This is a genomic window from Kribbella soli (assembly GCF_004331345.1).
Taxonomy (GTDB): domain Bacteria; phylum Actinomycetota; class Actinomycetes; order Propionibacteriales; family Kribbellaceae; genus Kribbella; species Kribbella soli.
This window is the reverse complement of sequence record NZ_SJJZ01000005.1, coordinates 352,627-378,264: the sequence shown is the minus strand read 5'-3', so window position 1 is coordinate 378,264 and position 25,638 is coordinate 352,627. Positions and strand designations below refer to the sequence as shown.

The window sequence follows — 25,638 nt, the reverse complement described above, 5'->3', positions numbered from 1 at the left end:
GGCGGAGTAGTCTCCTGCCGCACGGTCACTCTGACCGCATCCACGGAGGAACAGTGCCCGGTCTCGTTCGACGGCCGCTCGTCATCTGGTTGCTCGCGGCCCTCGCAGTCCCTGTACTGCTGACGGCTGTGCTGATTCCCGCCAGGGCCGGCACTACCGAAGACGACCTCCGCGAACGCACGACAGCCGCACTGAAGGCCCGCGGTATCGAGACCGGCAGCGTCGACTTCGACGGCCGGAACGCGCGCGTCAGCGTGCCGTCCGGAGTGGACCCGGCGGTGGTCCGGGACATTGTCTCCGGCGTCGACGGCGTACGGTCCGTCGAGCTCGTGAACGGGCAGGCGGCCGGCGCAACGCCGACACCTGCTCCGACCAGCAGCAGTACGCCGGCGCAGTCCGACGTACCGGCGTTCGAGGTCGGGCGGACGGACCGGTCGATCCGGGTCCAGGCGCCGGTGCGGAGCCAGGCGGTCAAGGACGCGATCGCGGCTGAGGTCGAGCAGGTGCTCGGCGAGGGCCGTGAGTACGACGACCGCACGACGATCGACGCCGCGAACGGGCTCGCCGAGGCGTCGACGGTGTCCGCGCTGTTGCGGGCACTGGCGATCGGCGGTGGTGACGCCTCGGTGCGGTACGACGGGGAGACCGTGACGCTGTCCGGTCAGGTACCGGACCAGGCGACCAAGGCGACGATCGGCCGGGCCGCCGCGACAGCCGTTCCGGGCGCGGTGATCGCGGACGAACTGACGCTCCCGGCGCCGCCGAAGAGCGCGGTCAGCGAGCCGTGCCGTACCTTCCCGAGCCGGCTGGCCCAGTTCAGCCGGCAGTACCCGATCAACTTCCTGTCCGGTACGTCGATCGTGAACGACGCGTCGAAGCCGGCCGTGCTGAAGGCCGCCGCCGTCCTCAAGTCGTGTACGACGGTGCGCGTCGAGGTGGCCGGTCACACCGACGACCTCGGCTCGCCCGCGACCAGCCTGCCGCTGTCCGAGCGCCGGGCCGCCGCGCTGAAGGCCGAACTGGTGCGGCTCGGGGTCGGCGCGGACCGCATCCTCGCGCACGGGTACGGCGAGGCGTTCCCGATCGCATCCAACGCCACCGGCGCCGGGCGGGTCGCGAACCGCCGCGCCGAGATCCGAGTAGTGCAGGGGAATTGAAATGAGCTGGCTGATCGCCGAGACCTGGATTCTGCTGCTGGTCGCGTTCGTGCTGGGCAGCGCGGCCGCCTGGCTGGTGCACAGACTCGTCCGCCACTCGGCCGGAGGGGCGCGCTGATGAGCTGGCTGCTACGCGACAACTGGCTGGGCTCCCTCCTCGCGTTCTTGGTCGGCGCAGCCATCACCTGGCGCCTCCTGGACCGCCGCCGCCCCCCCCCCGCACTCCCCACCCCCGCCCCACAGCCGACCCCACCCGAGCCCGTTGCCGGCACCACCACCGCGCCCAAACCCACGGCCTCCCCCGCTCCCCCAGCACCCGCACCAGCCGAGCCCGACCCCGCTCCGGCGCCTACCCCACCACCCGCGGCATCCGCGGCTCCTCCACCACCCGTGGCACCCGCTCCGGAAGCTCCCGCGGATTCGGGTGGGGAGGTTGGGCGGCCGGTGTTCTCGCAGTTGATGGATGGGGAGGCGACGCTGTTCGACCACATCCAGCCGACCGCTGACACGGCTCCGGAAGCGCCCGCCGACGTACGGGCAGGACGGTACGGCGAGGGGTCGGCCGACGCGGTGCCGCATCAGGGGCCGCCGGACGGGTTCACGATCAAGGGGAACGCGCAGTCGATGCTGTTCCACACGCCCGATTCGCCGTACTACGGCCGCACCAAGCCGGAGGTCTGGTTCCGCACCGAGGCCGACGCCGAGCGAGCCGGCTTCACCAAGTACACCCGTCGTCCGCGCAAGGCCGCGGACCCGCGCGACTGACCCCGGGAGAGACCGTGCGACGCCAGCTCCACCTTCCCTTCATCGTCGGCCAGGACGAGGACGGCACCTGGATCGCCGAGGCGGCGCTCACCCCGGACATCTTCGTCTCCGGCGAGGGCGAGACCCGCGAGGCGTCCCTCGACGACCTCCGCGTCCAGATCGCCCGCGTGGTGGCCGATTCCGGCGCCCCCGAACAACTCGTCGTGGACGTGGACGTCCCGGAGAACTGACCCCGCCCCGGTTCTACGATCTCGACAACACTGAGTAACCAGGAGGCGTAGTGCAGCGTGACATCACAGTTCCTTTCGTTATCGCCGAGGACACTGAAGACGGCGGCTGGACCGCGTCGGCGGCGCTGACGCCGGACGCGTTCGCCAACGGTGAGGGTGAGACCCGCGAGGAGGCCATCGAAGATCTCAAGTCGGCGCTCCAGTTGCTGGCCGAAGAGGTCGGTGTTCCCGAGCAGCTCGTCGTGACGGTCGAGGTTCCGTAATGCCGAAGAAGTTCCGCGACGCGGACAAGGACCTCAAGGACGCCGGCTACACGCCGTCCAGGCAGAACGGCAGCCACATCACGTACAAGAACTCCAGCGGCAAGACGGTCACCGTGCCGAAGCACAAAGAAATCAAGACCGGTACCTGGAGCAGCATCATGAAGCAGGCCGGCCTCAAGAAGTCCAAGCCGAGGGCCGTGCCGGACGCCGATCAGGTGAAGCGGCTCGCGAACGACGGCGTCGCGCGTCCTGGCAGCGCCCAGGTAGGCGGGTCCGGCACGCAGAACCAGCCGGCCGCCACGCCGAATCAGCAGGCCGGCAAGAGCGCGGCCCGCGGCGCCTCCGGCCTAGACGGCAGATAAGCAGATATCGAGACGCAGATAACCTGTCCGGCCGGCCCCCGGGGTCGGCCGGGCCATCTCTGAGCACTGGGAGAGGCCGATGGAATCGGAGTCGTCGGAACCCCTCGAGCCGGACCGGATCATCACTCCGGACGAGCAGACCACCGACCCGCGTGAAGGCGTGGCGGACGCGCGTGGCGCCGTTCGCCGGCGGCCGCGGGCCTGGCGCGGGCGGGGTGGGCGGGGCAAGCCGCCCTCGTCCGAACGGCAGAACGAGGGCCGTCGCCGCTGAGTGCGAGCGAGCCTATTTGCTTGTACTGGCAAAGGGCCGCCAGACTGTGCGGAACGCCTTGCGGACCCGTCCGGCCGACGGCGTCACCACATCACCGCTGTACCCCCGGGAGTTGTCCGGGCTTTTCGCACTGCCCTCCCCTTTTAGGTGCGCCCGAACGGGGTACGGGATCCTAGGTTTGGAGACACCTGATGGAGGTGAGCGTGACCGACATGCTGCCGGAGCAGCACCACGGACTGACGAAGAGTGACCCGCTGTGGTTCAAGCGGGCCGTCTTCTACGAGGTCCTCGTGCGGTCCTTCAAGGACTCGAACGCCGACGGCATCGGCGACCTGCAAGGCCTGACCGAGAAACTCGACTATCTCGAGTGGCTCGGCGTCGACTGCCTCTGGTTACCTCCCTTCTACCCGTCGCCGCTGCGCGACGGCGGCTACGACATCTCGCACTACACCGAGGTGATGCCGGAGATCGGCACGGTCGCCGACTTCGCGGAGTTCCTGCAGCAGGCGCACGCCCGCGGCATCCGGGTGATCGTCGACTTCGTGATGAACCACACCTCGGACCAGCACCCCTGGTTCCAGGCGTCGCGGGAGGACCCCGAGGGTCCGTACGGCGACTTCTACGTGTGGTCCGACACCGACGAGAAGTACGCCGACGCGCGCATCATCTTCGTCGACACCGAGTCCTCGAACTGGACCTGGGACCCGGTGCGCGGCCAGTACTTCTGGCACCGGTTCTACTCGAACCAGCCGGACCTGAACTTCGAGAACCCGGCCGTCGGCGACGCGATGATCGAGGCGCTGAAGTTCTGGCTGGACCTGGGCGTCGACGGTTTCCGGCTGGACGCCGTGCCGTACCTGTTCGAGGTCGACGGCACGAACTGCGAGAACCTCCCGCGTACCCACGAGTTCCTGAAGCGGGTCCGCAAGGAGGTGGACGCGAACTACGAGGACCGCGTCCTGCTCTGCGAGGCGAACCAGTGGCCGGCCGACGTGGTCGAGTACTTCGGCGACCGGGACTCCGGCGGCGACGAGTGCCAGATGGCGTTCCACTTCCCGGTGATGCCGCGGATCTTCATGGGCGTCCGGCGGGAGTCGCGGTTCCCGATCTCCGAGATCCTGGCCCAGACGCCGGAGATCCCGGGCACCTGCCAGTGGGGCATATTCCTGCGCAACCACGACGAGCTCACCCTCGAGATGGTCAGCGACGAAGAGCGCGACTACATGTGGGGCGAGTACGCGCAGGACCCGCGGATGAAGGCCAACATCGGCATCCGCCGCCGGCTCGCTCCGCTGCTGGACAACGACACCAACAAGATGGAGTTGTTCACGGCGCTGCTGCTCAGCCTGCCCGGCTCCCCGATCCTGTACTACGGCGACGAGATCGGTATGGGCGACAACATCTGGCTGGGCGACCGGGACGGCGTCCGGACCCCGATGCAGTGGTCCCCGGACCGCAACGCCTCGTTCTCGACCGCGACACCGGGCAAGCTCAGCCTGCCGGTGATCATGGACCCGGTCTACGGTTTCCAGGCGGTGAACGTCGAGGCCGAGATGGAGAACGCCTCGTCGCTGCTGCACTGGACCCGGCGGATGATCCAGACCCGTAAGCAGCATCCGTCGTTCGGTATGGGCACCTTCACCGACCTGGGCGGCTCCAACCCGAGCGTGCTGTCGTACGTCCGGGAGTTCGGCGACGACATGGTGCTGTGCGTGAACAACCTGTCGAGGTTCCCGCAGCCGATCGAGCTGGACCTGCGGCAGTGGCAGGGCGTGGAGCCGATCGAACTGCTCGGCGGCGTGCACTTCCCCACCATCGGTGAGTTGCCCTACCTTCTGACCCTCGGCGCGCACGGTTTCTACTGGTTCCGGCTGCCGGTGGCGAGGCCGGAAGACCACGAGGAGAGCATTTAAGTGACTTCCCATCTGGACCAGGTCCAGTCCTTCTGCGCGAGCCAGAGGTGGTTCGGCGAGAAGGGACACGACGTTCACGTCGAAGCGGTGGCCACCTCGACGTGGCTGTCCGACGCGGACGCCTGGCCGGCGGTCCGGATCGGGTTCGTCTACTGTGCGGGGCCACCCGGGGCGGAATCCCCGATCCGGGTGTACCAGCTACCGCTCAGCTACCACCGCGCACCGGTCGAGAACCTCGGCCACGCGCTGGTCGGTGAGTGGACCGAACCGGACCTCGGCGACACCGAGGTCTGGGTGTACGACGCTCTGCACGACAAGGAAGCGACGCCGTACTGGCTGGACGGGCTCACGCACGGACGGAATCTGGACGGGCTGGAGTTCCATCCCGTCCAGGCTCCGGAAGGCTCGATCGAGGTACCGGAGGACGCGCAGTCGCTGGTCCTCACGGTCGAGCAGAGCAATACGTCGCTGGTGTTCAGCGACGTCGCACTGTTGAAGGTGTTCCGCCGGCTCGAGCCCGGGAGCAACCCCGGGGTCGAGATCGAGTCGGCGCTCACCGAGGCCGGGTCCGAACTGGTCCCGGAGGTGCTGGGGTCCGCGCGTGGTCGGTGGCCGCGCGCGGGCGGCGGCACCGACAGCGGCGAGCTGGCGATGATGACGGCGTTCCAGAAGAACGCGACCGACGGCTGGACGTTCGCGACCTCGTCGGTGCGGGACCTGTACGCCGAGGCCGACCTGCACGCCGAGGAGGTCGGCGGTGACTTCGCCGCCGAGTCGCACCGGCTCGGCGCGAGCACGGCGCAGGTGCACTCCGAGCTGGCGAAGGCGCTCGGCACCGACATCTGGGAGCCGGCCAAGCTGGTCGAGCACGCGAACGCGATGCGTCGCCGGCTCGACAAGGCCGCTGCTGCGATCCCGGAGCTCGCGCGGTACGCCGACGGACTGGCGCGGGCGTTCGACGCGCTGGCGGCGTACGACCAGCCCGTAACGGTGCAGCGGATCCACGGCGACTTCCATCTCGGTCAGGTGCTGCGGACCATCGACGGCTGGAAGCTGATCGACTTCGAGGGCGAGCCGGCCAAATCACTGGTCGAGCGGCGGGCGCTGGACACCGAGGTGAAGGACATCGCCGGGATGCTGCGCTCGTTCGACTACGCGGCCCGGTCGCTGCTGGCCGATCACCAGGGCGACCAGCAGATCGCGTACCGCGCGGCGGAGTGGGTGACCCGCAACCAGCAGGCCTTCTGCGACGGGTACGCCGAGGCGGCGGGCAGCGATCCACGCGAGCAGAGCGTGCTGCTGAACGCGTTCCTCGCGGACAAGGTCATCTACGAAACCCTCTACGAAGCCCGCAACCGCCCGAGCTGGCTCATGATCCCACTGTCGGCTGCCGCGCAGTTGGCCGAACATTAGTACCCGCAAATCTCGGCCAGGTGCCCCGCTACACCACCCGCTTCGACGCTTTGCCCGGTTGAGTTTGTGTACTTCAGGACTCGGCGGGTACGGGGGTGCGGTGTAGCGGGTCGGGATCGGGCAGGATGGGGTTCATGGGAGAGCGTGAAGCTTTTGAGGAGCCAGTGGTGGCGGCCGACGAGCCTGTGGTGACAGCGGTTCCGGTCGCTCGGACCGATCTCGAACGACTGGTTGCCGGCACCTTCCACGATCCTCATCAGGTGCTCGGCCCGCATGTCGGCGAGCACGGCGTCACCGTCCGCGCGCTGCGCCCGTACGCGAACAGCGTGACGGTGCTGTACGACGACCAGCGGCTCGCGCTCCGGCACGAGTACGACGGGATCTGGGTCGGCGTACTCGATATCGACAAGGTCCCGGACTACCGCCTCGAGGTCACCTACACCGACGGTCCCGCGAGCGAGGTCGACGACCCGTACCGGTACCTCCCGTCGCTCGGCGAGGTCGACCTGCACCTGATCGGCGAGGGCCGCCACGAGCAACTGTGGACCGTGCTCGGCGCCCACGTCCGCCGGTACGAGGGCCCGGGCGGCGCCGTGACCGGTACGTCGTTCGCGGTCTGGGCCCCGAACGCGCAGGGCATCCGGCTGACCGCGGACTTCAACTTCTGGGACGGCCGCGCGCATCCGATGCGCTCGCTCGGCGGCTCCGGCGTGTGGGAGCTGTTCGTGCCCGGCGTCGGTCCGGGCACGCGGTACAAGTTCGACATCTGCGGCCGGGACGGCGTCTGGCGGCAGAAGGCCGACCCGATGGCGAACCTGGCCGAGACTCCCCCGGCGAACGCGTCCGTCGTGCACGAGTCGACGTACGAGTGGAGCGACTCCGACTGGCTGACCAAGCGCGCCGGCGCGCAGGCGTACGCCGAGCCGATGAGCGTGTACGAGGTGCATCTCGGCTCGTGGCGCAAGGGCAAGTCGTACCGCGAGCTGGCCGACGAGCTCGTTGCCTATGTCAACGACATGGGCTTCACGCATGTCGAGCTGATGCCGGTGATGGAGCACCCGTTCGGCGGCTCGTGGGGCTACCAGGTCACGTCGTACTTCGCGCCGACGTCGCGGTTCGGCGACCCGGACGACTTCCGGTTCCTGGTCGACAGGCTGCACCAGGCCGGCATCGGCGTACTCGTCGACTGGGTGCCGGCGCACTTCCCGAAGGACGCCTGGGCGCTGGCCCGGTTCGACGGTACGCCGCTCTACGAGCACCCGGACCCGCGCCGCGGCGAGCAGCCCGACTGGGGAACGCTGGTGTTCGACTTCGGCCGCCCGCAGGTGCGCAACTTCCTGGTCGCGAACGCGCTGTACTGGGCCGAGGAGTTCCACATCGACGGCCTGCGGGTGGACGCGGTCGCCTCGATGCTCTACCTGGACTACTCGCGGCAAGAGGGTCAGTGGGTGCCGAACCAGTTCGGCGGCCGCGAGAACCTGGAGGCCGTGTCGTTCCTGCAGGAGATGAACGCGACGCTCTACAAGCGGGTCCCGGGCGTGATCACGGTCGCGGAGGAGTCGACGTCCTGGCCGGGTGTCACCCGGGCGACGCACCTCGGCGGCCTCGGGTTCGGCTTCAAGTGGAACATGGGCTGGATGAACGACTCGCTCCGCTACCTGGAGCACGAGCCGGTGCACCGGCAGTACCACCACCACGAGCTGACGTTCTCGATGATGTACGCGTACTCCGAGAACTTCGTCCTCCCGCTGTCCCACGACGAGGTCGTGCACGGCAAGGGGTCGCTGCTGCGGAAGATGCCCGGCGACCGCTGGCAGCAGTTGGCGAACCTCCGCGCGTACCTGGCGATGATGTGGGCGCACCCGGGCAAGCAGCTGCTGTTCATGGGCTGCGAGTTCGGCCAGGAGTCGGAGTGGTCGGAGAAGGGTGAGCTGGACTGGTGGCTGCTGGAGCACAGCGACCACAAGGGTCTGCAGGACCTGATCCGCGACCTGAACCGGGTCTACAAGGACAACCCGGCGTTCTGGCGGACCGATCACGACGCGGAGAAGTTCAGCTGGATCGACGCCAACGACGCCGGGAACAACGTGTTCTCGTTCGTCCGGTACGGCGAGGAGGGCGAGCCGACCGTGGCGTGTATCGCGAACTTCTCCGCGCTCCCGCACCACGGCTACCAGCTCGGCCTGCCGTACGCCGGTCGCTGGGAGGAGGTCGTCAACACCGACGCCAACTCGTACGGCGGATCCGGCGTGGGCAACTTCGGCGCTGTCGAGGCCGACGGCCCCGAGTGGCACGGCATGAAGTCCAGTGCCGAGCTGTCCGTGCCACCCCTGGCGACGGTGTACCTGCGCTTCACCGGGTAGCGTTCACGGCGTGACCGCCTTACATCCCCTGTCAGATGGTGACCTGACGCTGCACCCTTCGCAGCCGAACGGGCAGGTGGTGACCTTCGACGTCGAGCACGGCGAACCTCTCGGCAAGGTCGAGGTACGCCAGACGACGCCGGGCGTCGGCCTGGTCACGTGGGCGTTGGAGGGCGGTCCTGGGGCGGCGCAGCAGGCTCTGCGGCTCGTGGCCGAGTACGCGTTCGGTGAGCTCGGTCTGGAGCGGCTGCAGGTCGAGGTGGATCCCGAGCTGCACTCCTCCGCACGGGTCGCGGTCCGCTCCGGCTTCCGGCGGGAGGGCGTACTACGCGGAGCAGCTCTGGTGGAGGGCGAGCGCCGCGATGTCGCCGTGTACGGGATGCGCGTCGACGATCCGCGTCCGGACACCGTGACGGGCTGGACCGCGTTGATGGACTCGACGCTGCCGAAGAAGCGCGTGATCGCGCACGTCGTCGTCCGCGACACCGGTGGACGGGTGCTGCTGTGCCAGGTCAGCTACAAGAAGGACCTGGAGCTGCCCGGCGGGGTGGTCGAGCCGGACGAGGACCCGGCGACCGGTGCGTCCCGCGAGATGGAGGAGGAGCTCGGTACGGCGCTCCCGCTGCTCGGCGTACTCGCGATCGACTGGCTGCCGCGCTGGGAGGGCTGGGGCGACGCCGTCGAGATCCTGTACGACGGTGGTGTGCACGACCCGTCGCTGATCGACCGGTTGCAGCCGGACGGGTTCGAGATCAAGGGCATCTCGTGGCATCCGCCGGACAAGCTGGCCGGGCTGGTTTCGCCGCTCAATGCGCGCCGGCTCCCGATGCTCCTGGACGCTCCGGACCAGCTGCACAACCTCCGGGACGGCTCGCCCATCACCTCGTGAGCTGGTTGACGCACCAGGCGTAGTGTCCGTCACCGGCGTTCTCGTCGTAGACCGTCGCGGTGACGATCGCGTACGCCCTCCGGTAGAGGTGCATCCGCTCCCGATCGTGCCCGAGTTCCTCGAACCGGGCCGTGAGCAGGTCGTCGAGTCGGCGCGCATCGGGCGAATACATGTCGAAGAAACCCGCCGCCAGGGACGCCTCGAACGTGCTGTCCCCCGCGGTCGACAGGAACCCCCAGTCCAGCACGGCCGCCACCCGCTGCCCGTCCATCAGCAGATTCGGCGGACAGATGTCGCCGTGCACAACGCTCGACGCGTCCCCGAGCTGGGTCAGGCCGTCCAGCACTTCCTCCAGCAGTTCGGGGAAACCGGCGACGTCGCGCTCCAGGTGGACGTTCGAGGCTTCCGCGCGACGGCGTACCAAACCCGCCAGGCGATCGCCCCACGACTGCCCCCAGAACTGCTGCCCGAGCACCGGCATGTCGTTGCTCGCCTGCCCGGGCCGCACCTCGCGCAACGCCTCCACCACGGCGACGAACGCGTCCAGCGCAACCTCTTCCGGCAGCCCGGCCTCGTGCAGCGGCGCGCCGGTCAGCTTGTCCTCGACGCTGACCGCCAGCCCGTCCTCCCCCGCCGTGATCTCCCGGATCCGCGGCGTCCGGAACGGCAGCTCCGGCAGCTCGTCGAGGAACGCCTGCAACGGCCGCACGTCCTCCGGCCGGCGATCGAACCAGACCTTCCGCACGGTCCCGTCGCCGAGATCGTAGACGGCCCCTTCCATCCCCTGCCCGATGAGTTCCACCGGGCCGACCCTATAGGCCGTGTCCAGCTAGGCCTGTCTAGCGGATGAAGCGGATCGTCAACGGATACCTGTAGTCGTTCCCACTGGACGCCGCGACGGTCGCCAGAATGATCACCACGAGCGCCGCGATCGCACCGATCACGACGAGCGGTACGACGATCAGCACCCCGAGACCGAACGTGATGAAGATCAGCACGGCCGAGAGCGCCGAGTAGATCAGCAGCGAGATCTGGAAGTTCAGCGACTCCACCGCATGCCGCCGTACGAAGTCCGAGCGGTCCCGGAAGACCAGCCAGACGATCAGGGGGCACAGGAACCCCATCGCCAGCCAGGCCGCGATCAGCACACCGATGTGCGCGACCATCGCCCACGTGCGCTCTTCTGAGCCTGACAGCGGCGTGCTCATAGTCCAGTCAAGCACACCGATTCCTTTTCGCGGTGTCTCCAGTCAGTACCGGTGACATACCTGCAACGAAAGGGATGACGATGGCGAGCAAGGAGTCGGAAGCGGTCCGGCGGCACTGGGCCGCGAACCGGAAGGCTGCCGAGGAGAACATCCAGGACGGCGATCAGGAGCTGGCCGATCACCGCTGGGCCGGGCTGACGACCGAGCCGGCGGACGTGGACTACCTGGCGGTGCCGGGACGCCGGGCGACGTGGATCGTGCCGCACGGCGCCGCCGCGGATCGGGTGCTGCTGTGTCTGCACGGCGGCGGTTTCATCGGCGGATCGCAGTACTCGCACCGGAAGCTGTTCGCGCACCTCGCCCGCACGGTCGGAGCGCGGGCGCTGGTCTTCGACTACCCGCTGGCGCCCGATCACACGCATCCGGCCCAGGTCGACGACGCGGTCGACACGTACCGCTGGCTGCTCGACCAGGGCATCGCGCCCGAGCACATCCTGTTCACCGGCGACTCGGCCGGCGGCGGGCTGGCGATCACCACGCAACTACGCGCCCGCTCGGTCGGCCTGCCGCTGCCCGCCGGCGCGATGCCGTTCTCGCCGTGGGTGGACCTCGAGGCGACGGGTACGTCGTACAACGAGAACCAGGACCGCGACGCGTTCTTCCACCGGGATCTGGTCCGTGGACTCGCCTGGATCTTCCTCGGACCGGACGGCTCGCCGCGCGACCCGTTCGTGAACCCGCTGTACGGCGACCTGACCGGACTCGGACCGATCTACATCCAGGTCGGCGGGGACGAAGTACTGCTGGACGACGCGCAACAACTCGCAATTGTCGCGGCGAAGGCCGGGGTCGAGGTGCAGCTGGACGTGTTTCCGGAGATGCAGCACACGTTCCAGATGGCGGCTGGGCGCGCGCCGGAGGCGGACGATGCGATCCAGCGGATGGGACGCTTTGCTCAGCGGGTACTGCAGTTGGAGACGCCATGACTCAGGGAGCTGTGATGGAGGATGAGGCCGAGTTCGCCGACCGGACCGAGCCCTTCCGCAGAGAGTTGCTGGCGCACTGCTACCGGATGCTCGCGTCCGTGCACGAGGCCGAGGACGTGGTGCAGGAAACCTACCTACGGGCGTGGCGGTCGTGGTCGTCCTTCGAGGGCCGCTCGTCCGTGCGGGTCTGGCTGTACCGGATCGCGACCAATGTCAGCCTCACTGCGCTCGAGCAGCGTGGACGCCGGGCTCTGCCCTCCGGTCTGGGAGCACCTGCCACCGACCTCAGTCCCGGCGTGCCGCCGGACGATCCGGCGGTGCGGTTCGTCGAGCCGATCGCCGAGACTCTGGTCGTCTCCGATCCCGCGTCGATCGTCACCGTCCGGGAGAGCCTGCGGCTGGCGTTGATCGCCGCCCTGCAGTACCTGCCGCCGAAGCAACGCGCCGTACTGATCCTGCGAGAGGTGCTCGCGTTCCCGGCCGCAGAGGTCGCCACGATGCTGGACACGTCGGTCGCGGCCGTGAAGAGCACGCTGCAACGCGCCCGAGCCCGCCTGGACGAGAAGGCGCCGTCACAGGGTGACGTCTCAGCGCCCACTGACCCCGAATCGCTAGCACTGCTAGACGACTACATCGCCGGCTTCGAGAACGCCGACACCGCAGCCCTAGAACGCGCTCTCCGCGCGGACGCCGCGATCGAGATGGTCGGTACGACGGCCTGGTTCAACGGTCGCGTGATGTGCCTGCAGCTCCTCGCCTCCGCGGTCGGTGCACCGGGCGACTGGCGGATGATCCCGATCATCGCGAACGGCCAGCCCGCAGTGGGCGCCTACTTCAAGGGCGAGCCGTACGGCGTCGCCGTACTCACGCCCACGCCGACCGGACTGACCCACATCCATGTGTTCAGCGACCCGAGTCTCGTCACGCACTTCGGTCTGCCCCCTACAGCTCCTGCACCGTAAGACGCGCACGGCGGCTCGTGCTGATCAGAGCCAGCGCCAGTACGACGAGACCCATCGCGATCGTCGGCCACCAGACGATGTGCTCGGCGCGGACGAACCGACGCGGATCGGTCGTCGCGGTGGCGCCGACGATCGATCCGGCGATCGCGACACCGAGCGACGTACCGGTCTGCCGGCCGACCGAGGCGAGCGAACCGGCCAGACCGGCCATCGCCGCCGGCATCCCGGACACCGCTGAGTTCGCGATCGGCGGGTTGATGGTCCCGAGGAAGACGCCGAAGAACAGAAGGATCGCGAGCACGTTGATCAGCGGTGTGGACGCTTGGATCGTGAGGGATGCGAGCGCTCCGAGCGTCAGCGCCGTACCGGCGACGACAAGTGGCAGGCGTGGGCCGCGCGATCCGACGACCCGGCCCGTCAGCGGTGAGAGGACGCAGATGAGGAGTCCGACGGGCAGCAGACAAAGACCCGCGTCCAGGGCCGACAGGTGGCGAACGCTCTGCAGGTAGAGCGTTGTGACGAACAGGAACGCGCCGAACCCGGTGTAGGCGAACATCGCGATCACCACCGCCGAGCTGAACGGGACGCTGCGGAACAACCGGAGCTCGAGCAACGGCTCCGCGCGGCGGCGTTCGTACGCGATCAGGAAGACCGCGGCGACGGCGGCCGCGACGATCAGCGGCGTACGCCACGCGTTCTTCTCGATGATCGCGGACACCACGCTGCCGAGGAGCACGACGACCAGGAGCTGGCCGATCGGGTCGAAGCGGCGGCCGTGCGCGGCGCGGGACTCGGGCACGTACAGGCTGGTGAAGATCACCGCGAGGACGACGATCGGCAGGTTCACCCAGAAGATCGACCGCCAGCCGAGACCGTCCACGAGCGCGCCGCCGAGGATCGGGCCGAGGACGAGCGAGAGGCCGGCGGTCGCGCCGAAGATCCCGATCGCGCGGGCCCGCTCGGCGCGCTCCGGGAACACGGTCACCACGATCGCCATCGCGACCGGGTTGAGCAGCGTGCCGCCGACGGCCTGGACGGCGCGGGCGGCGATCAGCGTCTCGATGCTGGGCGCGAGGCTGCAGAGGAGCGAGCCGAGGCCGAAGACGGTCAGGCCGAGGCGGAACATGCGCTTGCGGCCGTACCGGTCGGCGGTCGAGCCGGCCAGCAGCAGGAAGCTCGCAAGCACCAGGGTGTAGGCGTCGACGGTCCACTGCAGACCGGCCGTCGAGGCGCCGAGATCGTCCCGGATCGCGGGCAGCGCCATGTTCACGATCGAGATGTCCATCACCGAAATCAGCAGGCTCGCGCAGCAGATCGCGAGGACGGCGTACCGGCGGGCACTGGTCAGACCAGTGTCCTCGAGCGTTGGAAGGGTCATACGAGCAACGCTAGGATTTAGAGCGTGCTCGAAGTCAATGAACGCGGGATCAGCATCGCCGAAGCCGCCGAACGCACCGGCGTCAGTGTCCACACGCTGCGGTACTACGAGCGCGCCGGCCTCGTCGTCACCACCGTCGACCGGACCGCCGGCGGGCGCCGCCGCTACCGTCAGATCGACCTGGACTGGATCAAGATCTGCACCAGGTTCCGCGCCACCGGCATGCCGATCCGCACCATCCGCCAGTACGCCGAACTCGTCACAGCCGGCCGCGGCAACGAGAAGGACCGCCTCGAACTCCTCGAGACGCACCGCGCCGAGATCCTCACCCAACTGGCCCAGCTCACCGACAGCCTCGAACTCATCGACCACAAGATCGACGTCTACCGAGGCCGCATGCAAGCCGGCGACGCCGACCAACTCTGGGCCCCCCGCGAGTAACCCCCTCCCCTCCCCTCCCCTCCCCTCCCCTCCCCGCGCCGCGCCGCGACGAGACCCCCTGCACACGAGGGGATATCCGTCGGCGTTGTGCCTTCTCCGTTGGTATGCGAGGGGAGAACCCACAACACCAGGGGATATCCCCTCGTGTGCTAGCGGTTCAGGTTGGTGAGGCGGGTGGTGAGGAAGCGGCGCTCGGTTTCGTTGGCGGTCAGGTGGATCGCCTGCTTGTAGGCCTCGGCCGCCTGTTCGGGACGGTCGAGGCGGGTGAGGACATCCGCCCGGGTCGCGGGCAGGTAGGCGTACGTCGCGAGAGCCGGCTCCTTGCTCAAGGCATCCAGTTCGACCAGGACCGCCTCAAGGTCAGCTCCCGGGACCAGGCTGCGCGCGGCCACCCGGTTGAGCGCGACGATCGGGGTCGGCCAGCTCACCATCATCGCGTCGTACATCCGGACCACCTGCCCCCAGTCCGTCTTCTCCCACGACGGCGCCGTCACATGCAGACCGGCTACGGCCGCCTGCAACGCGAACCGCCCATGCCCGCGCTGCAACGCCGACGTCGCCCGCGAGACACCCTCGGCCAGCAGCTTCCCGTCCCACCGCGACCGGTCCTGATCGGCCAGAAGCACCAGTTCACCGTCCGCGCTGACCCGCGCGTCACCACGCGCCTCGGTCATCAACAGCAGCCCTAGCAGTGCTAGCGGTTCCGGCTCGTCCGGCATCAAACGCTCCAGCATCCGCGCCAGTTCGATCGCCCGCCCGGTCAGATCGGCCCGCGTCAGCTCCACCCCCGTGGCGACGTACCCCGCCGTGTAAACCAGATGTACGACGGTCAGCACCACATCCATCCGCGCCGGCAACTCGTGATCCGCCGGGATGCGATACGGAATCCCGGCCGCCGCGATCTTCTTCTTCGCCCGGGTGATCCGCGCCGCCGCCGTCGCCTCGCCGATCAGCAGCACCGCGGCCACCTCCCGCGTGGTCAACCCGCAGATCAGCCGCAACGTCAACGCCACTTGGGACTCCCGCGCCAACGCCGGGTGGCAGCACGTGAACACCAGCCGCAGCGGGTCCGTCGGCTGCTCGGCCTCGTCGGGCTGCTCCACCAGAAGCGGCAGTTTCCGCCGCAGGTTCGTCTCCCGCCGCAGCCGGTCCAGCGCCAGTCGCCGGGCAACGGTCGTCAGCCAGCCGGCCGGATTGTCCGGAATCCCGTCCGGCCAGGTACGCAGCGCCTGGACGAACGCGTCCTGCGTGCAGTCCTCCGCGAGATCCAGGTCCCGAGTGAGCCGGACGACGGACGAGAGCACCGTCGACCAGCTCTCCCGATGCGCCCGGTCCACCACCCGGGTCACCTCTACCGCCTCAGTCACCATCTCCCCTGTCCCCCTGCCGTGGGTACGCCGACGGGACCGAGCGCCGGCGTCCCCGGGTCGAACGGCACGATCCGGACGATCCTCCGTGCACGATCGCGATCGCGATCCGATCGTCCGTGCGCCGTCGCTGGTCAGGCCGGCGGGGCCGCGTCCTCGGTCGTCGGCATCACCGGACGGACCTCGATGTTGCCGGACGGGCAGAGCTTGGCCAGCTCCAGCGCCTGGTCGAGGTCACGCGCCTCGATCACGTAGAACCCGCCGAGCGCCTCCCGCGTCTCGATGAACGGCCCGTCCGTGACCAGCGGCTCGGCACCCTCGCGGTTCTTGACCGTGCTCGCCGTATTGGACCGCTCGAGCGCCTCCCCGCCGAGGATCCGCGCCCCGGCCTTCTCGACCGCCGCCGCGAACTCCCCGTGCAACTTCATCGCCTGCTGCCACTCGTCGCGCGTCAGGTTGTCGTACCACTCCTCGCTGTCGAACAGCAGGAACATGTACTGCGCCATCTCGGGCTCCCTCGTTGAGGTCTTCTACTTGGACATCTTGCTGACGAACGTCGCGACACGGAATCGACAACACCCGGAAAGAATTTTTATTACCGTGGGGTACATGGAGCACCTCGACGTCCTGATCGTCGGCGCGGGCCTGTCCGGGATCGGCGCGGCGTACCGGATCCAGACCCGGTGCCCGGACCGCACGTACGCCGTCCTTGAGGGCCGCGACGCGCTCGGCGGCACCTGGGACCTGTTCCGGTACCCGGGGGTGCGGTCGGACTCCGACATGTTCACGCTCGGGTTCCCGTTCCACCCGTGGAAGGCGGCGAAGGCGATCGCGGACGGGCCGTCGATCCTCGACTACCTGTACGAGACCGCGTCGACGTACGGGATCGACAAGCACATCCGCTTCGGACAGCGCGTCGTCCGCGCCTCGTGGTCGTCGGCGGACGCACTGTGGACCGTGGAGACGGCGGACGCGGCGTACACGTGCTCGTTCCTCTACGTGTGCAGCGGCTACTACGACTACGACTCGGGGTACGTCGTCGACTTCGACGGAAAGAATGATTTCCAGGGGCGGATCGTGCACCCGCAACACTGGCCGGACCAGTTGGACTACGCCGGCCAGCGGGTGGTCGTGATCGGCAGCGGCGCGACCGCGGTGACTCTGGTGCCCGCGATGGCGGGTACGGCGGAACACGTGACGATGCTGCAGCGGTCGCCGAGCTACGTCGCCTCTCGCCCGGCCCACGACGCGATGTCCGACCGCATCCGCGCCGTACTGCCCGAGAAGCTCGCGCACCGGTTGATCCGCGGGAAGAACGTCGTCGCGAGCACCGCGGTCTACAGCGCGTTCCGGAAATGGCCGGCGCATGCTGCCTGGCTGTTGAACAGCTTTGTGGCGAAAGAGCTGCCGGAGTCGATCCCGGTCGATCCGCACTTCACGCCGCGGTACAAGCCCTGGGATCAGCGACTGTGTCTGGTCCCGGACGCGGACCTGTTCAAGGCATTGCGTAACGGGTCGGCCTCGGTGGTGACCGACGAGATCGATCGGTTCACGCCGACCGGACTGCGGCTGCGGTCCGGGCGTGAGCTGGAGGCCGATCTCGTGGTCACCGCGACCGGCCTCCGCATGGTTGCGCTCGGCAACATCCAGGTGACGGTGGACGGGCGGGCGGTGGCGCCGCACGACACGTTCGTCTACAAGGGCATGATGCTGAGCGGCGTACCGAACCTCGCCTGGTGCATCGGGTACACCAACAACTCGTGGACGTTGCGCTCCGACCTCACCTCGCAGTACGTGTGCCGGCTGCTCAACCACCTCACCGCAACCGGCACCCGCGTCTGCCTCCCCGAGGTCGACCCCTCCGAGTACGACGCCCCACCCCGCCCCGTCGTCGACCTCTCCTCCGGCTACATCCGCCGCGCCGCCCAGATCCTCCCCCGCCAAGGAACCCAAGGCCCCTGGCGCCTCCGCCAGAACTACCCCCGCGACCTCATCACCCTCCGCTACAACCGACTCGACGACGGCGTCATGCAGTTCAGCTAGGGACGGGCGCGGGAGGCTGCGGGCCGACGTACGTCGCGGCCGGGCGGATGATCTTCGGGTCGGTGGACTGTTCGAGGATGTTGGCGGACCAGCCGATGATGCGGCTGACGGCGAACGTCGGCGTGAACATCGCGCGCGGGATACCGCACAGCTCCATCACGACGCCAGCGTAGAACTCGACGTTGGCGTACAGGTTGCGACCCGGCTTCAGCTCGGCGAGTACGTCGACGATCCGCTGCTCGACGGTCGTCGCGAAGTCGACGAGCTCGCCGCCGATCCCGCGAGCGATGTCGCGCAGCATCAGCGAACGCGGGTCCTCGGTGCGGTACACCGCATGCCCGAACCCCATGATCCGGTCGCCGGCGGACACCTTCGCGCGGACCCAGTCGTCGATGCGGTCCGGCGTACCGATCTCGTCGAGGCTCGCGAGAGCGCGATCCGGCGCGCCGCCGTGCAGCGGACCGGAGAACGCACCGATCGCACCCGCGACGGCCGCGACCACGTCCGCACCAGTGGACGCGATGACGCGGGCGGTGAAGGTGGACGCGTTGAAACCGTGGTCGACGGTCGAGACCAGGTAGTGCTCGATCGCGGTCGCGTGGACGGCAGTGGGTTCGGCGCCGGTCACCAGATAGAGCCAGTTCTCGGCCGCCGACAGGTCGGCGCGCGGCTCCAGCGGCTGCTGTCCTTCACGCAGCCGGTAGAGGGCCGCGAGGATGGTCGGTGTCACTGCGCAGACCAGCATCGCGTCGGCCTTACGGCGAGCCGGGTCGGCGTCCCAGAGCGGCGGGAGACCACGGACAGCCGCCAGGAGCGACAGGGCGGTTCGGAGGCCGGCGAGCGGGTTGAACGTCGTACCGGCGGTCGCGATCGCCGGGAGGACCGCGCTGACCTCGTCCGGGAGGACGCGCAGCGGGGCAATCTCGGCGACGAACCGCTCGCGCTCGGCGGCGCTCGGGAGGTAGCCCTCGAACATCAGGTACCAGACGTCTTCGAGAGTCTTGGACTTGGCGAGATCGATCGCCGAGTACTCGCGGTAGTGATAGAAACCCTCGTCGCCACGGACGTCGCCGAGGGTCGTCTCGGTGACGACGACATTGCGCAGGCCGGGCGGAACATTGATCGTTGTTGACATATCTTCAGAGTTGACAGGCGATCAATGATTGTCAATATTGATCCAGTCAACATGAATGGTCCGAGGAGCGGGGATGCCGTCCGAAGGTGACGAGAATTACCTGACCACCGCCGAGGTGGCGCGCCGTCTGCAGGTCAAGCCGGCAACGGTTTACGCCTACGTCAGCCGGGGCCTCCTGACCAGCGTCCGAGCCCGCGGCCGCCGCGGCAGCCTCTTCCCCGCCGCCGACGTCGAACGCCTCGCCGCCCGCTCGGTAGAACATTCCGGCGTAGTCGAACGCATCGAATCCGAACTGACCCTCCTTCAGGACGACAACCTCTACTACCGAGGCCACTCCGCCCAATCCCTAGCCACCACCGCCACCCTCGAACAAGTAGCCACCCTCCTCTGGACCGGCCGACCCCCAACAGATTCGGGTGCGGTGCCGCAAGCGGAGAGTTTGTTCGGGGTGGAGCGGGAGGGGGTGGAGTTGGCTCGGGCGGCCATGGAGGTGGTGCCGGCAGGGGCTCGGTTGACGGATCGGTTGCGGGTGGCGGTGGCTGTGTTGGGGGCCGCGGATCCATTGCGGTTCGACCTGTCGACGGCGTCGGTGACTGCCGCGGCCGGGAGGTTGATCGGGACGTTGGTCGCGGCACTCCCGGGACGGATCGTCACGCGTACGACGCTGGGCGGGAAACTCTGGCCGAAGCTCTCGGACGAAGAACCGCGACCGGAAGTACTCGACGCCGCACTCATCCTCCTGGCCGACCACGGACTCGCCGTCTCCACCGTCGCAGCCAGGGTCGCGGCCAGCGCACGCGCGAACCTGTACGCCGTCATCTCGGCCGGACTCGGCGCACTCGACGGCCAGTACCACGGCGCCGCGCCGACACTCGCCTACGAGTTCCTGGACCGAGCGAAACACGACCCGATGAAGGCGTTGTCCGACCAGTTGCGTTCCGGCGAACCGATCCCCGGCTTCGGCCACCGCATCTACCAGCACCGCGACCCGCGCGCCGACGTACTGCTCGAACTCCTCGGCGACGACCCCATCGTCAGCACGATCCACGCGATCGCCGAACGTACGCCGACGTTCCCCAACAGCGACCTCGCGATCGCCGCCGTCATGCACGCCTACAACTTCCGTCCCGACGCCGGCGACGCCCTCTTCGCCCTCGCCCGCATGATCGGCTGGACCGCCCACGCCCTGGAGGAATACGCAGCCCCACCCCTCCGCTTCCGAACCCCCGGCATCTACACCGGCCAAACCACCTAACTCATACCCACCTGCCGCACACCACCTGGCCGCACACCACGTGCCCCGCCAGAGAGCCGCCGCGCACGGCGCGTCGCCCCCGCGCGGAACCATCGCTCGCCCGATATCACGCCGAGTCGTGGCGTTTGGTTGGTCTCCGAAACTGCGAGTCGTGGATCGAGGCGGTGTTCGGCAGCCGATGTCCACGACTCGATGGACGCCGGGCCGGCCGTACGCCGGGTCGGCGGGGCGGCGGGTTGGCGGGTTGCCTCCTGGAGTGGCGGGTTGCCCGGTGGGGATTCCGTGGGCAACTCTCCAGTTGAGGAGGCAACCCCCGACGTGTGGGTTACTTGGTGGTTAGTTTTAGGAGGGTTGCGGCGCCGGGGTTCAGGGAGATGGGGATCGGGGCTACGCGTTGTGGGGTGTATTTCTGGCGGGCCGGTTGGAAGATTCCGATCGAGCCGACCGTTTGTTCGTTCACCGATACGACTGCTCGCGCCCGCGTGCTGTGCGAGCGGTTGGCGACCAGTAGCCACCGATCGCCGGACGTGGTGTCCCGGGATCGGAAGGTGCCGACCACGACCGCATCGCCGGTGATGCCCGACACCAGGTTCGTCGGGGTGAAGCCGACGGCTCCGTTCGGCAGCGGTGTTTCGTTGGCGTGCTCCACGGTTTCGGACACGAGCGGCTTGAGTTCGCGGCCGACCTGGTGCAGCCAGGTGGTGTTGATCTGTTTCGCCGCGTCGTACCGCGAAGTTCGTTGCCCGTCGACGGTGATCAGCGCCGGCCCGAACCCTTCACCCCGGGCAGCTTCGGGCGTCCAGTAGGTGAAGTACTGGATGCCCTTCGCGCCGTACGCGAGGCTGATGTTCACCTGCCAGAGCAGCTCGGCCGCGGTCGGTTCGCGATGGTTGTTGTAGGCAAGCGTCTGGATGAACACCCAGGACGGGATGTCGCCGTGCAGCGCGGCGTCCCGGACGATCGCCCAGTTGTGGAAGTAGTTCGCGTCCTCGCGACCCTCGGAGAGCAGCGGGTACCGGTCGAACGAGATCAGCGACGGCTTCACCACATCGACGAAGCCACGGTAGTACGACGCGTCGTCGGACGGGAACAGGTTGATGTACGGCAGCAGTTGCGGCGCCAGCTCACGGGAGATCGACAACGCCTTCGCCAGCGTGGCGAACCAGCCCGCGCCGGGTTCGTCGTAGAAGTTGAAACCGGCCAGCGAAGAGTACGGACCGTACGCGTCGCGGGCCCGAACGTAGAGCGCGGCAGCCTCGGCCGGGGTGACGCTGAGGAAATCTGACGTGGTGTCAGAAATCGAGAACCAGCGGGACATGTTGCGGATCTGGATGTCGTCGGAGATCAGCATCTTCAGGCCGGCGTCGCGGGCGAGCCCGAGCTGGTACTGGAAGATGTTGCCGTCGCCGGCGTAGTTGCCGGAGATGACGAAGTCGAACCCGGCGTTCTTGATCTCGGCGAACCGTTCCGCCGTACTCGCATACGGGTGCGGCGGCCAGAACAACCCGATCGGGAAGTCGGCCCCGCCCGTCAACGGCAACGTGTCAGGTGACGGTACGGCGACCGCAGCCGAGCCGGTCGCACCGGCAGCCGCACCGGCAGCGGCACCCGACGCGGATCCTGCGGAAGCGGACGCTGTGGTGGAGGCGGATGCTGTGGCGGCGGATGCCGCAGTTACGGCTCCTGCGGTGAGGGCGGTGGCGGTGGCGCCGAGCAGCAGGCTGCGACGGCTGGGGCCGAGGATCTCGTGCGGACTCTGCATGTCTCTCCTTCGAAAGGCGGTCGAACGGAGTGGCGAGGGTTGTTCAGGAGCGTTGCCGGTGCGTGGACACTGCGTCGGCAGTCGCGTCGAAGGCCTGTTCTGCCAGCGGATAGTCGCGTTGGGCGACGCCGAGATAGATGGCGTCCATGACGATCATCTGGGCATGCCGCCCGGACAGTCCCCCGGTGCGGAAGGTGACGTCGCGGGCCGCGGTGACCAGAACGATGTCCGCCGCGCGGGCCAGCGGCGACCGGGGATAGTTGGTGATGGCAACAGTCGTCGCGCCCTGCCGGCCGGACCGGGTCATCGGTTCCAGGACCTCGATCGTCTCGCCGCTGTGCGAGATCCCGATCGCGACATCCCCGGTGCCGAGCAGCGCGGAACTGGCCAGCGCGGTGTGTACGTCGCTCCAGGTGCTCGCGCTACGCCCGATCCGGTGCAGCCGCAGCCGCAGGTCCTCGGCGACGGACGCCGACCCCGCGACGGCGTACAGATCGATCCGCCGCGCGTCGGAGATCGCCCGGACGGCCCGCCCGAGCGCGTCGACGTCGAGCGCCGCGACGGTGTCCTCGAGCGCGCGGGTGTCGGCGCGAAGCAGGGTCCGGAGTACGTCGTCCAGCGAGTCGTCCGGACCTACCTCGGAGCCGGTCCCCCGCTCCCAACTCGGACTGGTCCGACCACTCTCGGCCGCCAATGTCAGCCGCAACTCGGCGTACCCGGACAGACCGAGCGCGAGGCAGAACCGGGTCACGCTCGGCAGCGACGTACCGCAGCGGGCCGCCAACTGGCCGATCGTCGACGAGGCGACCGCCGCCGGGTCGCGGAGCACCTCGGCGGCGATCCGCGCCTGCGCCGGGCTGAGCACCGGCAGCAGGCCGTGGATCCGCGCCTCGAGACTCGGCGACGGCGGTGGCGACTCGACAGCGCTCATGTAAAGAATTCTCAGAGCACCTCAACTGCAATTACAAGGATTCACACTGTCCGATTCCGGCCAGCCACCGACTCATCCGCCGAACAGCGAACTGGTCCGACCAGTCAGCGACTCTCATCCGCCGGATGGTGAACTGGTCCGACCAGTCACTGACTCATCCTCCGGATGGTGAACTGGTCCGACGAGCCGCCGGCGAGCAGTACGTCGATCCGCCCGCTCAGCACATAGGTGCCGTACGGCGTGACCGCGGCCGTTGTCGGACCGGCGACCGGCCATGGCTCGATCGATCGGACCTGTGCGGTTCGGTAGTTGTCGCGACTGCTCAGCACGGTCGCCTGCTCGACGCCGGGGGCACCGAGCTTGTTGGTGATCGCGATCAGGCGACCGTCATGCGTGAGAGCCAAGCCGTCTCCGCCGACCAGTGCACTGGTCAGACCAGTGGTACTGAGTTCACCGCGCGGCGAGATGCGGAACAAGGTGCCGGTGTCGTAGCGGACCGTCAGGAGGTAGCCGGCCGGGTGCCAGACGATGCCGTTGGCGCCGATCGTGTCGCTGCGCAGGCGCTCGTCGCGGATCAGGACGGTTGCGGCGCCCGCCGGCGTGACCTTGTAGATCGCGTCGGATGCCGGGTCGGTGACGTAGGCGTTGCCGGCGGCATCGATCGCCAGGTCGTTGACGCCGTGGTGGCCGCCGGCCGGGTTCAGGCGGGGTGTGTTCAGGTCGACGCGCTGCTCGAGTTGGCCGGTGCGCAGGTTATAGATGGCGACGCCGGATTGCTTGTAGGTGGTGGATTCCGATGACCGCTCGCCGTTGCCGATGTCGGCGTACGTGACGAGCACTCGGTTGCGGACGGCATCGACATGCAGGCCGAAGGTGGAGACGCCGGGTGCGACGCCGAACGGATGCGGTACGCCGTCGCGGCCGACCACGGAGATCCGGCCGGTCGCCATCGACCCGACCAGGAACGCCCGCCGAGTCGGATCCCAGGCGATCCCTTCCGGATACCGATCAGTCGTCCGCCCGTCAATCTGCACAACCCGGCGCCCCACCGCAGGAGCCGACGCGACTGTGGTGGTGCCGGTCGTGGCGGCAGCCGTGGCGGTTGTGGTGGAGAAGGCGGTGGTGATGGTGGCTGCGGGTAGGGCGGTTGCCAGGGTTAGTAGGGCTGTTATTGGGGCGCGGAACCTCATGGAGGGCCTCTCTCCTGTTGGATACGAACACAGACACTAATCAGAGCTCTGATGGTCGTCAATGCATATATCACCAACGTCGTTCGTACGATGGTCCCCATGCGGATGTCCTTCGACGAACGGCTCGGGAGTCACCTCAAGCGGGTCGAGCAGGAACTGCAGGCAGCGAAGGCGGCCGCGGTGAAGCCGGCCGGGCTCACCGTTCCGCAGTACGCCGCCCTGTTCGTCCTGGACGAGCAGCCGGGAATCTCGGCCGCCGAGCTCGCCCGCCGATGCCTGGTCACGCCGCAGACGATGACGACGATCCTGCGCAACCTGGAGTCGGCCGGCCTGATCGAGCGCACACCGCACCCACTGCACCGACACGTCATCGAGACGCGCCCGACCGCAGCGGGCCGGAAAGCTCTCGAACAGGCGGACAAGCGCGCAACCGGCGTCGAGCGCAGACTGGCCGACGCCTTCAGCGAGGAGGAGGCGGAGACCCTCCGCACCCTCCTCGCCCGGGTCTCACAGGCCCTGACAACAGACCCGATCCTGAAGACCTAGAACAGGGCGGCCATCAACCGGCGGCGGGCCTTGACGACCCGCTCGTCGTCGGCGCCGACGACCTCGAAGAGCTCGAGCAGGTGCAGCCGGACCGCATTCCGCTCGTCCCCAGCGGTCGCCTGGACCGTGGAGATCAGGCGTGCGAACGCGTCGTCCACGTGCCCGCCCATCAGGTCCACGTCGGCCACCAGCATCTGCGCCTCGACGTCGGTCGGGTTGTCGGCCGCGCGCGTCCGGACATCGGCCGGCACGTCCTGCGTACGCTTCACCAGCTGCACCCGGGCCAGCCCGGACTTCGCCTCGGCGTCGTTCGGCGTCTCCTGCAGCAGCTCCTCGTACGCCGCGATCGCGCCGTCCAGATCGCCCGCGCCGACCGCGTTCTCGGCCTTCTCGTACCGCGGGTTCGGCGCCTCTTCCTCCTCAGCGGCCTCGGCCACCGGACCGACCGGCTCGGCGCGCCCGGTGATCCCGTTCGCGACCGCGACCGTCAGCAGCTGGTCGAGGTACTGCCGGACCTCGGGCTCACCGAGGACGCCCTGGAACAGCGGCACCGGCTGACCCCGCAGGATGGCGATCACGACCGGCACCGCCTGTACGCCGAACGCCTGGGCGACCTGTGGGTTCGCGTCGACGTCGATCCGGGCCAGCAGGAACTTCCCGGCGTACTCGGTCGACAGCTGCGCCAGCACTGCACCGAGGGCGTTCGAGCCCTGCGACCGCGGCGAATACAGCTCGACGACGACCGGAGCCTGGAGCGAGCGCTCGATGACGTCGGCCTGGAAGTTGGCCTCGCCGACCTCCAGCACGT

General features: G+C 68.6%; 26 protein-coding genes. 16 read left to right on the top strand and 10 right to left on the bottom strand.

Annotated features, from left to right (window positions below; all coding sequences use genetic code 11):
- Positions 1-53 precede the first annotated feature (53 nt).
- The 10 genes from arfA (at position 54) to E0H45_RS37440 (ending at position 9,626) form a co-directional block, all read left to right on the top strand.
- Entirely contained in the window at positions 54-1,157 is a 1,104-nt protein-coding gene (gene arfA / locus E0H45_RS37485) for a channel-forming protein ArfA/OmpATb (protein ID WP_238155618.1), read from the top strand.
- Between the two features lie 444 nt (positions 1,158-1,601).
- The gene (locus E0H45_RS42685; RefSeq protein ID WP_165546738.1) at positions 1,602-1,922 is read left to right on the top strand and encodes a sunset domain-containing protein; all 321 of its coding nucleotides are present in this window, start codon (positions 1,602-1,604) and stop codon (positions 1,920-1,922) included.
- A 14-nt stretch (positions 1,923-1,936) separates the two neighbouring features.
- Positions 1,937-2,152: a hypothetical protein gene (locus tag E0H45_RS37475; RefSeq protein ID WP_131346666.1), complete on the top strand. Its 216-nt coding sequence runs from the start codon at positions 1,937-1,939 to the stop codon at positions 2,150-2,152.
- A 50-nt stretch (positions 2,153-2,202) separates the two neighbouring features.
- A complete protein-coding gene (locus tag E0H45_RS37470; RefSeq protein ID WP_131346664.1) occupies positions 2,203-2,415 on the top strand; it encodes a type II toxin-antitoxin system HicB family antitoxin in 213 nt (70 codons plus the stop codon).
- Entirely contained in the window at positions 2,415-2,777 is a 363-nt protein-coding gene (locus E0H45_RS37465) for a type II toxin-antitoxin system HicA family toxin (RefSeq protein WP_131346662.1), read from the top strand. The genes E0H45_RS37470 and E0H45_RS37465 overlap by 1 nt, the downstream gene beginning before the upstream one ends.
- 79 nt (positions 2,778-2,856) lie before the next feature.
- Positions 2,857-3,048 carry a hypothetical protein gene (locus E0H45_RS37460; RefSeq protein ID WP_131346660.1) on the top strand — a complete coding sequence of 64 codons (192 nt, stop codon included), beginning with the start codon at positions 2,857-2,859 and terminating at the stop codon, positions 3,046-3,048.
- A gap of 191 nt (positions 3,049-3,239) precedes the next feature.
- Complete coding sequence (gene treS / locus E0H45_RS37455; RefSeq protein WP_131346658.1) at positions 3,240-4,961, top strand: maltose alpha-D-glucosyltransferase; 1,722 nt, start codon at positions 3,240-3,242, stop codon at positions 4,959-4,961.
- Entirely contained in the window at positions 4,962-6,374 is a 1,413-nt protein-coding gene (locus E0H45_RS37450) for a maltokinase N-terminal cap-like domain-containing protein (RefSeq protein ID WP_131346656.1), read from the top strand.
- A gap of 134 nt (positions 6,375-6,508) precedes the next feature.
- Positions 6,509-8,737 carry a 1,4-alpha-glucan branching protein GlgB gene (glgB, locus tag E0H45_RS37445; RefSeq protein ID WP_238155617.1) on the top strand — a complete coding sequence of 743 codons (2,229 nt, stop codon included), beginning with the start codon at positions 6,509-6,511 and terminating at the stop codon, positions 8,735-8,737.
- Positions 8,738-8,747: 10 nt separating this feature from the next.
- Positions 8,748-9,626 carry an NUDIX hydrolase gene (locus E0H45_RS37440; protein ID WP_238155616.1) on the top strand — a complete coding sequence of 293 codons (879 nt, stop codon included), beginning with the start codon at positions 8,748-8,750 and terminating at the stop codon, positions 9,624-9,626.
- Here E0H45_RS37440 and E0H45_RS37435 read toward each other — a convergent pair.
- Entirely contained in the window at positions 9,616-10,428 is an 813-nt protein-coding gene (locus E0H45_RS37435; protein WP_131346650.1) for an aminoglycoside phosphotransferase family protein, read from the bottom strand. The two genes, E0H45_RS37440 and E0H45_RS37435, sit on opposite strands and share 11 nt — an antisense overlap.
- A gap of 37 nt (positions 10,429-10,465) precedes the next feature.
- Complete coding sequence (locus E0H45_RS37430; protein ID WP_202872709.1) at positions 10,466-10,849, bottom strand: DUF4870 domain-containing protein; 384 nt, start codon at positions 10,847-10,849, stop codon at positions 10,466-10,468.
- Between the two features lie 65 nt (positions 10,850-10,914).
- Here E0H45_RS37430 and E0H45_RS37425 point away from each other — a divergent pair, with 65 nt between their 5' ends.
- Both E0H45_RS37425 and E0H45_RS37420 read left to right on the top strand, forming a co-directional pair.
- Positions 10,915-11,820: an alpha/beta hydrolase gene (locus E0H45_RS37425; RefSeq protein ID WP_131346648.1), complete on the top strand. Its 906-nt coding sequence runs from the start codon at positions 10,915-10,917 to the stop codon at positions 11,818-11,820.
- A 14-nt stretch (positions 11,821-11,834) separates the two neighbouring features.
- The gene (locus tag E0H45_RS37420) at positions 11,835-12,782 is read left to right on the top strand and encodes an RNA polymerase subunit sigma-70 (RefSeq protein WP_238155615.1); all 948 of its coding nucleotides are present in this window, start codon (positions 11,835-11,837) and stop codon (positions 12,780-12,782) included.
- Here E0H45_RS37420 and E0H45_RS37415 read toward each other — a convergent pair.
- The gene (locus tag E0H45_RS37415; protein WP_131346644.1) at positions 12,763-14,160 is read right to left on the bottom strand and encodes an MFS transporter; all 1,398 of its coding nucleotides are present in this window, start codon (positions 14,158-14,160) and stop codon (positions 12,763-12,765) included. The two genes, E0H45_RS37420 and E0H45_RS37415, sit on opposite strands and share 20 nt — an antisense overlap.
- 24 nt (positions 14,161-14,184) lie before the next feature.
- On the opposite strand from E0H45_RS37415, the gene E0H45_RS37410 reads away from it, so the two are divergent.
- Positions 14,185-14,601, top strand: coding sequence for a MerR family transcriptional regulator (locus E0H45_RS37410; protein ID WP_131346642.1), 417 nt, complete (start codon positions 14,185-14,187; stop codon positions 14,599-14,601).
- Between the two features lie 149 nt (positions 14,602-14,750).
- On the opposite strand, the gene E0H45_RS37405 is transcribed toward E0H45_RS37410, so the two are convergent.
- Together E0H45_RS37405 and E0H45_RS37400 are read right to left on the bottom strand one after the other, a co-directional pair.
- Complete coding sequence (locus E0H45_RS37405; protein WP_131346640.1) at positions 14,751-15,971, bottom strand: RNA polymerase sigma factor; 1,221 nt, start codon at positions 15,969-15,971, stop codon at positions 14,751-14,753.
- Between the two features lie 131 nt (positions 15,972-16,102).
- A complete protein-coding gene (locus tag E0H45_RS37400; RefSeq protein ID WP_131346638.1) occupies positions 16,103-16,474 on the bottom strand; it encodes a YciI family protein in 372 nt (123 codons plus the stop codon).
- A 103-nt stretch (positions 16,475-16,577) separates the two neighbouring features.
- On the opposite strand from E0H45_RS37400, the gene E0H45_RS37395 reads away from it, so the two are divergent.
- A complete protein-coding gene (locus E0H45_RS37395; RefSeq protein ID WP_131346636.1) occupies positions 16,578-18,011 on the top strand; it encodes a flavin-containing monooxygenase in 1,434 nt (477 codons plus the stop codon).
- On the opposite strand, the gene E0H45_RS37390 is transcribed toward E0H45_RS37395, so the two are convergent.
- The gene (locus tag E0H45_RS37390; RefSeq protein WP_131346634.1) at positions 18,004-19,146 is read right to left on the bottom strand and encodes a citrate/2-methylcitrate synthase; all 1,143 of its coding nucleotides are present in this window, start codon (positions 19,144-19,146) and stop codon (positions 18,004-18,006) included. The genes E0H45_RS37395 and E0H45_RS37390 overlap by 8 nt on opposite strands.
- Positions 19,147-19,219: 73 nt before the next feature.
- On the opposite strand from E0H45_RS37390, the gene E0H45_RS37385 reads away from it, so the two are divergent.
- Entirely contained in the window at positions 19,220-20,401 is a 1,182-nt protein-coding gene (locus tag E0H45_RS37385) for a citrate/2-methylcitrate synthase (protein WP_131346632.1), read from the top strand.
- Positions 20,402-20,726: 325 nt separating this feature from the next.
- Here the strand turns inward: E0H45_RS37385 and E0H45_RS37380 are convergent, their stop codons facing one another.
- The 3 genes from E0H45_RS37380 to E0H45_RS37370 form a co-directional block, all read right to left on the bottom strand.
- Positions 20,727-22,163 carry a hypothetical protein gene (locus tag E0H45_RS37380; RefSeq protein WP_238155614.1) on the bottom strand — a complete coding sequence of 479 codons (1,437 nt, stop codon included), beginning with the start codon at positions 22,161-22,163 and terminating at the stop codon, positions 20,727-20,729.
- A gap of 43 nt (positions 22,164-22,206) precedes the next feature.
- Positions 22,207-23,094 carry a MurR/RpiR family transcriptional regulator gene (locus E0H45_RS37375; protein ID WP_131346630.1) on the bottom strand — a complete coding sequence of 296 codons (888 nt, stop codon included), beginning with the start codon at positions 23,092-23,094 and terminating at the stop codon, positions 22,207-22,209.
- A gap of 146 nt (positions 23,095-23,240) precedes the next feature.
- Positions 23,241-24,284 (bottom strand): SMP-30/gluconolactonase/LRE family protein, encoded by a 1,044-nt coding sequence (locus tag E0H45_RS37370; RefSeq protein ID WP_202872708.1) that lies wholly within the window; start codon positions 24,282-24,284, stop codon positions 23,241-23,243.
- 99 nt (positions 24,285-24,383) lie between these two features.
- Here E0H45_RS37370 and E0H45_RS37365 point away from each other — a divergent pair, with 99 nt between their 5' ends.
- Positions 24,384-24,830: a MarR family winged helix-turn-helix transcriptional regulator gene (locus E0H45_RS37365; protein WP_202872707.1), complete on the top strand. Its 447-nt coding sequence runs from the start codon at positions 24,384-24,386 to the stop codon at positions 24,828-24,830.
- Here E0H45_RS37365 and E0H45_RS37360 read toward each other — a convergent pair.
- On the bottom strand, positions 24,827-25,636 hold the full coding sequence (locus E0H45_RS37360; RefSeq protein ID WP_238155613.1) for a tetratricopeptide repeat protein: 810 nt from the start codon (positions 25,634-25,636) through the stop codon (positions 24,827-24,829). The two genes, E0H45_RS37365 and E0H45_RS37360, sit on opposite strands and share 4 nt — an antisense overlap.
- Positions 25,637-25,638: the final 2 nt, after the last annotated feature.

Coding starts and splice junctions, on each gene's coding strand:
- E0H45_RS37460 (WP_131346660.1), top strand. CDS start 2,857: ATGGAATCGGAGTCGTCGGAACCCCTCGAGCCGGACCGGATCATCACT.
- E0H45_RS37465 (WP_131346662.1), top strand. CDS start 2,415: ATGCCGAAGAAGTTCCGCGACGCGGACAAGGACCTCAAGGACGCCGGC.
- E0H45_RS37370 (WP_202872708.1), bottom strand. CDS start 24,284: ATGAGGTTCCGCGCCCCAATAACAGCCCTACTAACCCTGGCAACCGCC.
- E0H45_RS37375 (WP_131346630.1), bottom strand. CDS start 23,094: ATGAGCGCTGTCGAGTCGCCACCGCCGTCGCCGAGTCTCGAGGCGCGG.
- E0H45_RS37365 (WP_202872707.1), top strand. CDS start 24,384: ATGCGGATGTCCTTCGACGAACGGCTCGGGAGTCACCTCAAGCGGGTC.
- E0H45_RS37415 (WP_131346644.1), bottom strand. CDS start 14,160: ATGACCCTTCCAACGCTCGAGGACACTGGTCTGACCAGTGCCCGCCGG.
- E0H45_RS37390 (WP_131346634.1), bottom strand. CDS start 19,146: ATGTCAACAACGATCAATGTTCCGCCCGGCCTGCGCAATGTCGTCGTC.
- E0H45_RS37395 (WP_131346636.1), top strand. CDS start 16,578: ATGGAGCACCTCGACGTCCTGATCGTCGGCGCGGGCCTGTCCGGGATC.
- E0H45_RS37380 (WP_238155614.1), bottom strand. CDS start 22,163: ATGCAGAGTCCGCACGAGATCCTCGGCCCCAGCCGTCGCAGCCTGCTG.
- E0H45_RS37385 (WP_131346632.1), top strand. CDS start 19,220: ATGCCGTCCGAAGGTGACGAGAATTACCTGACCACCGCCGAGGTGGCG.
- glgB (WP_238155617.1), top strand. CDS start 6,509: ATGGGAGAGCGTGAAGCTTTTGAGGAGCCAGTGGTGGCGGCCGACGAG.
- E0H45_RS37400 (WP_131346638.1), bottom strand. CDS start 16,474: ATGGCGCAGTACATGTTCCTGCTGTTCGACAGCGAGGAGTGGTACGAC.
- E0H45_RS37420 (WP_238155615.1), top strand. CDS start 11,835: ATGGAGGATGAGGCCGAGTTCGCCGACCGGACCGAGCCCTTCCGCAGA.
- treS (WP_131346658.1), top strand. CDS start 3,240: ATGGAGGTGAGCGTGACCGACATGCTGCCGGAGCAGCACCACGGACTG.
- E0H45_RS37405 (WP_131346640.1), bottom strand. CDS start 15,971: ATGGTGACTGAGGCGGTAGAGGTGACCCGGGTGGTGGACCGGGCGCAT.
- E0H45_RS37425 (WP_131346648.1), top strand. CDS start 10,915: ATGGCGAGCAAGGAGTCGGAAGCGGTCCGGCGGCACTGGGCCGCGAAC.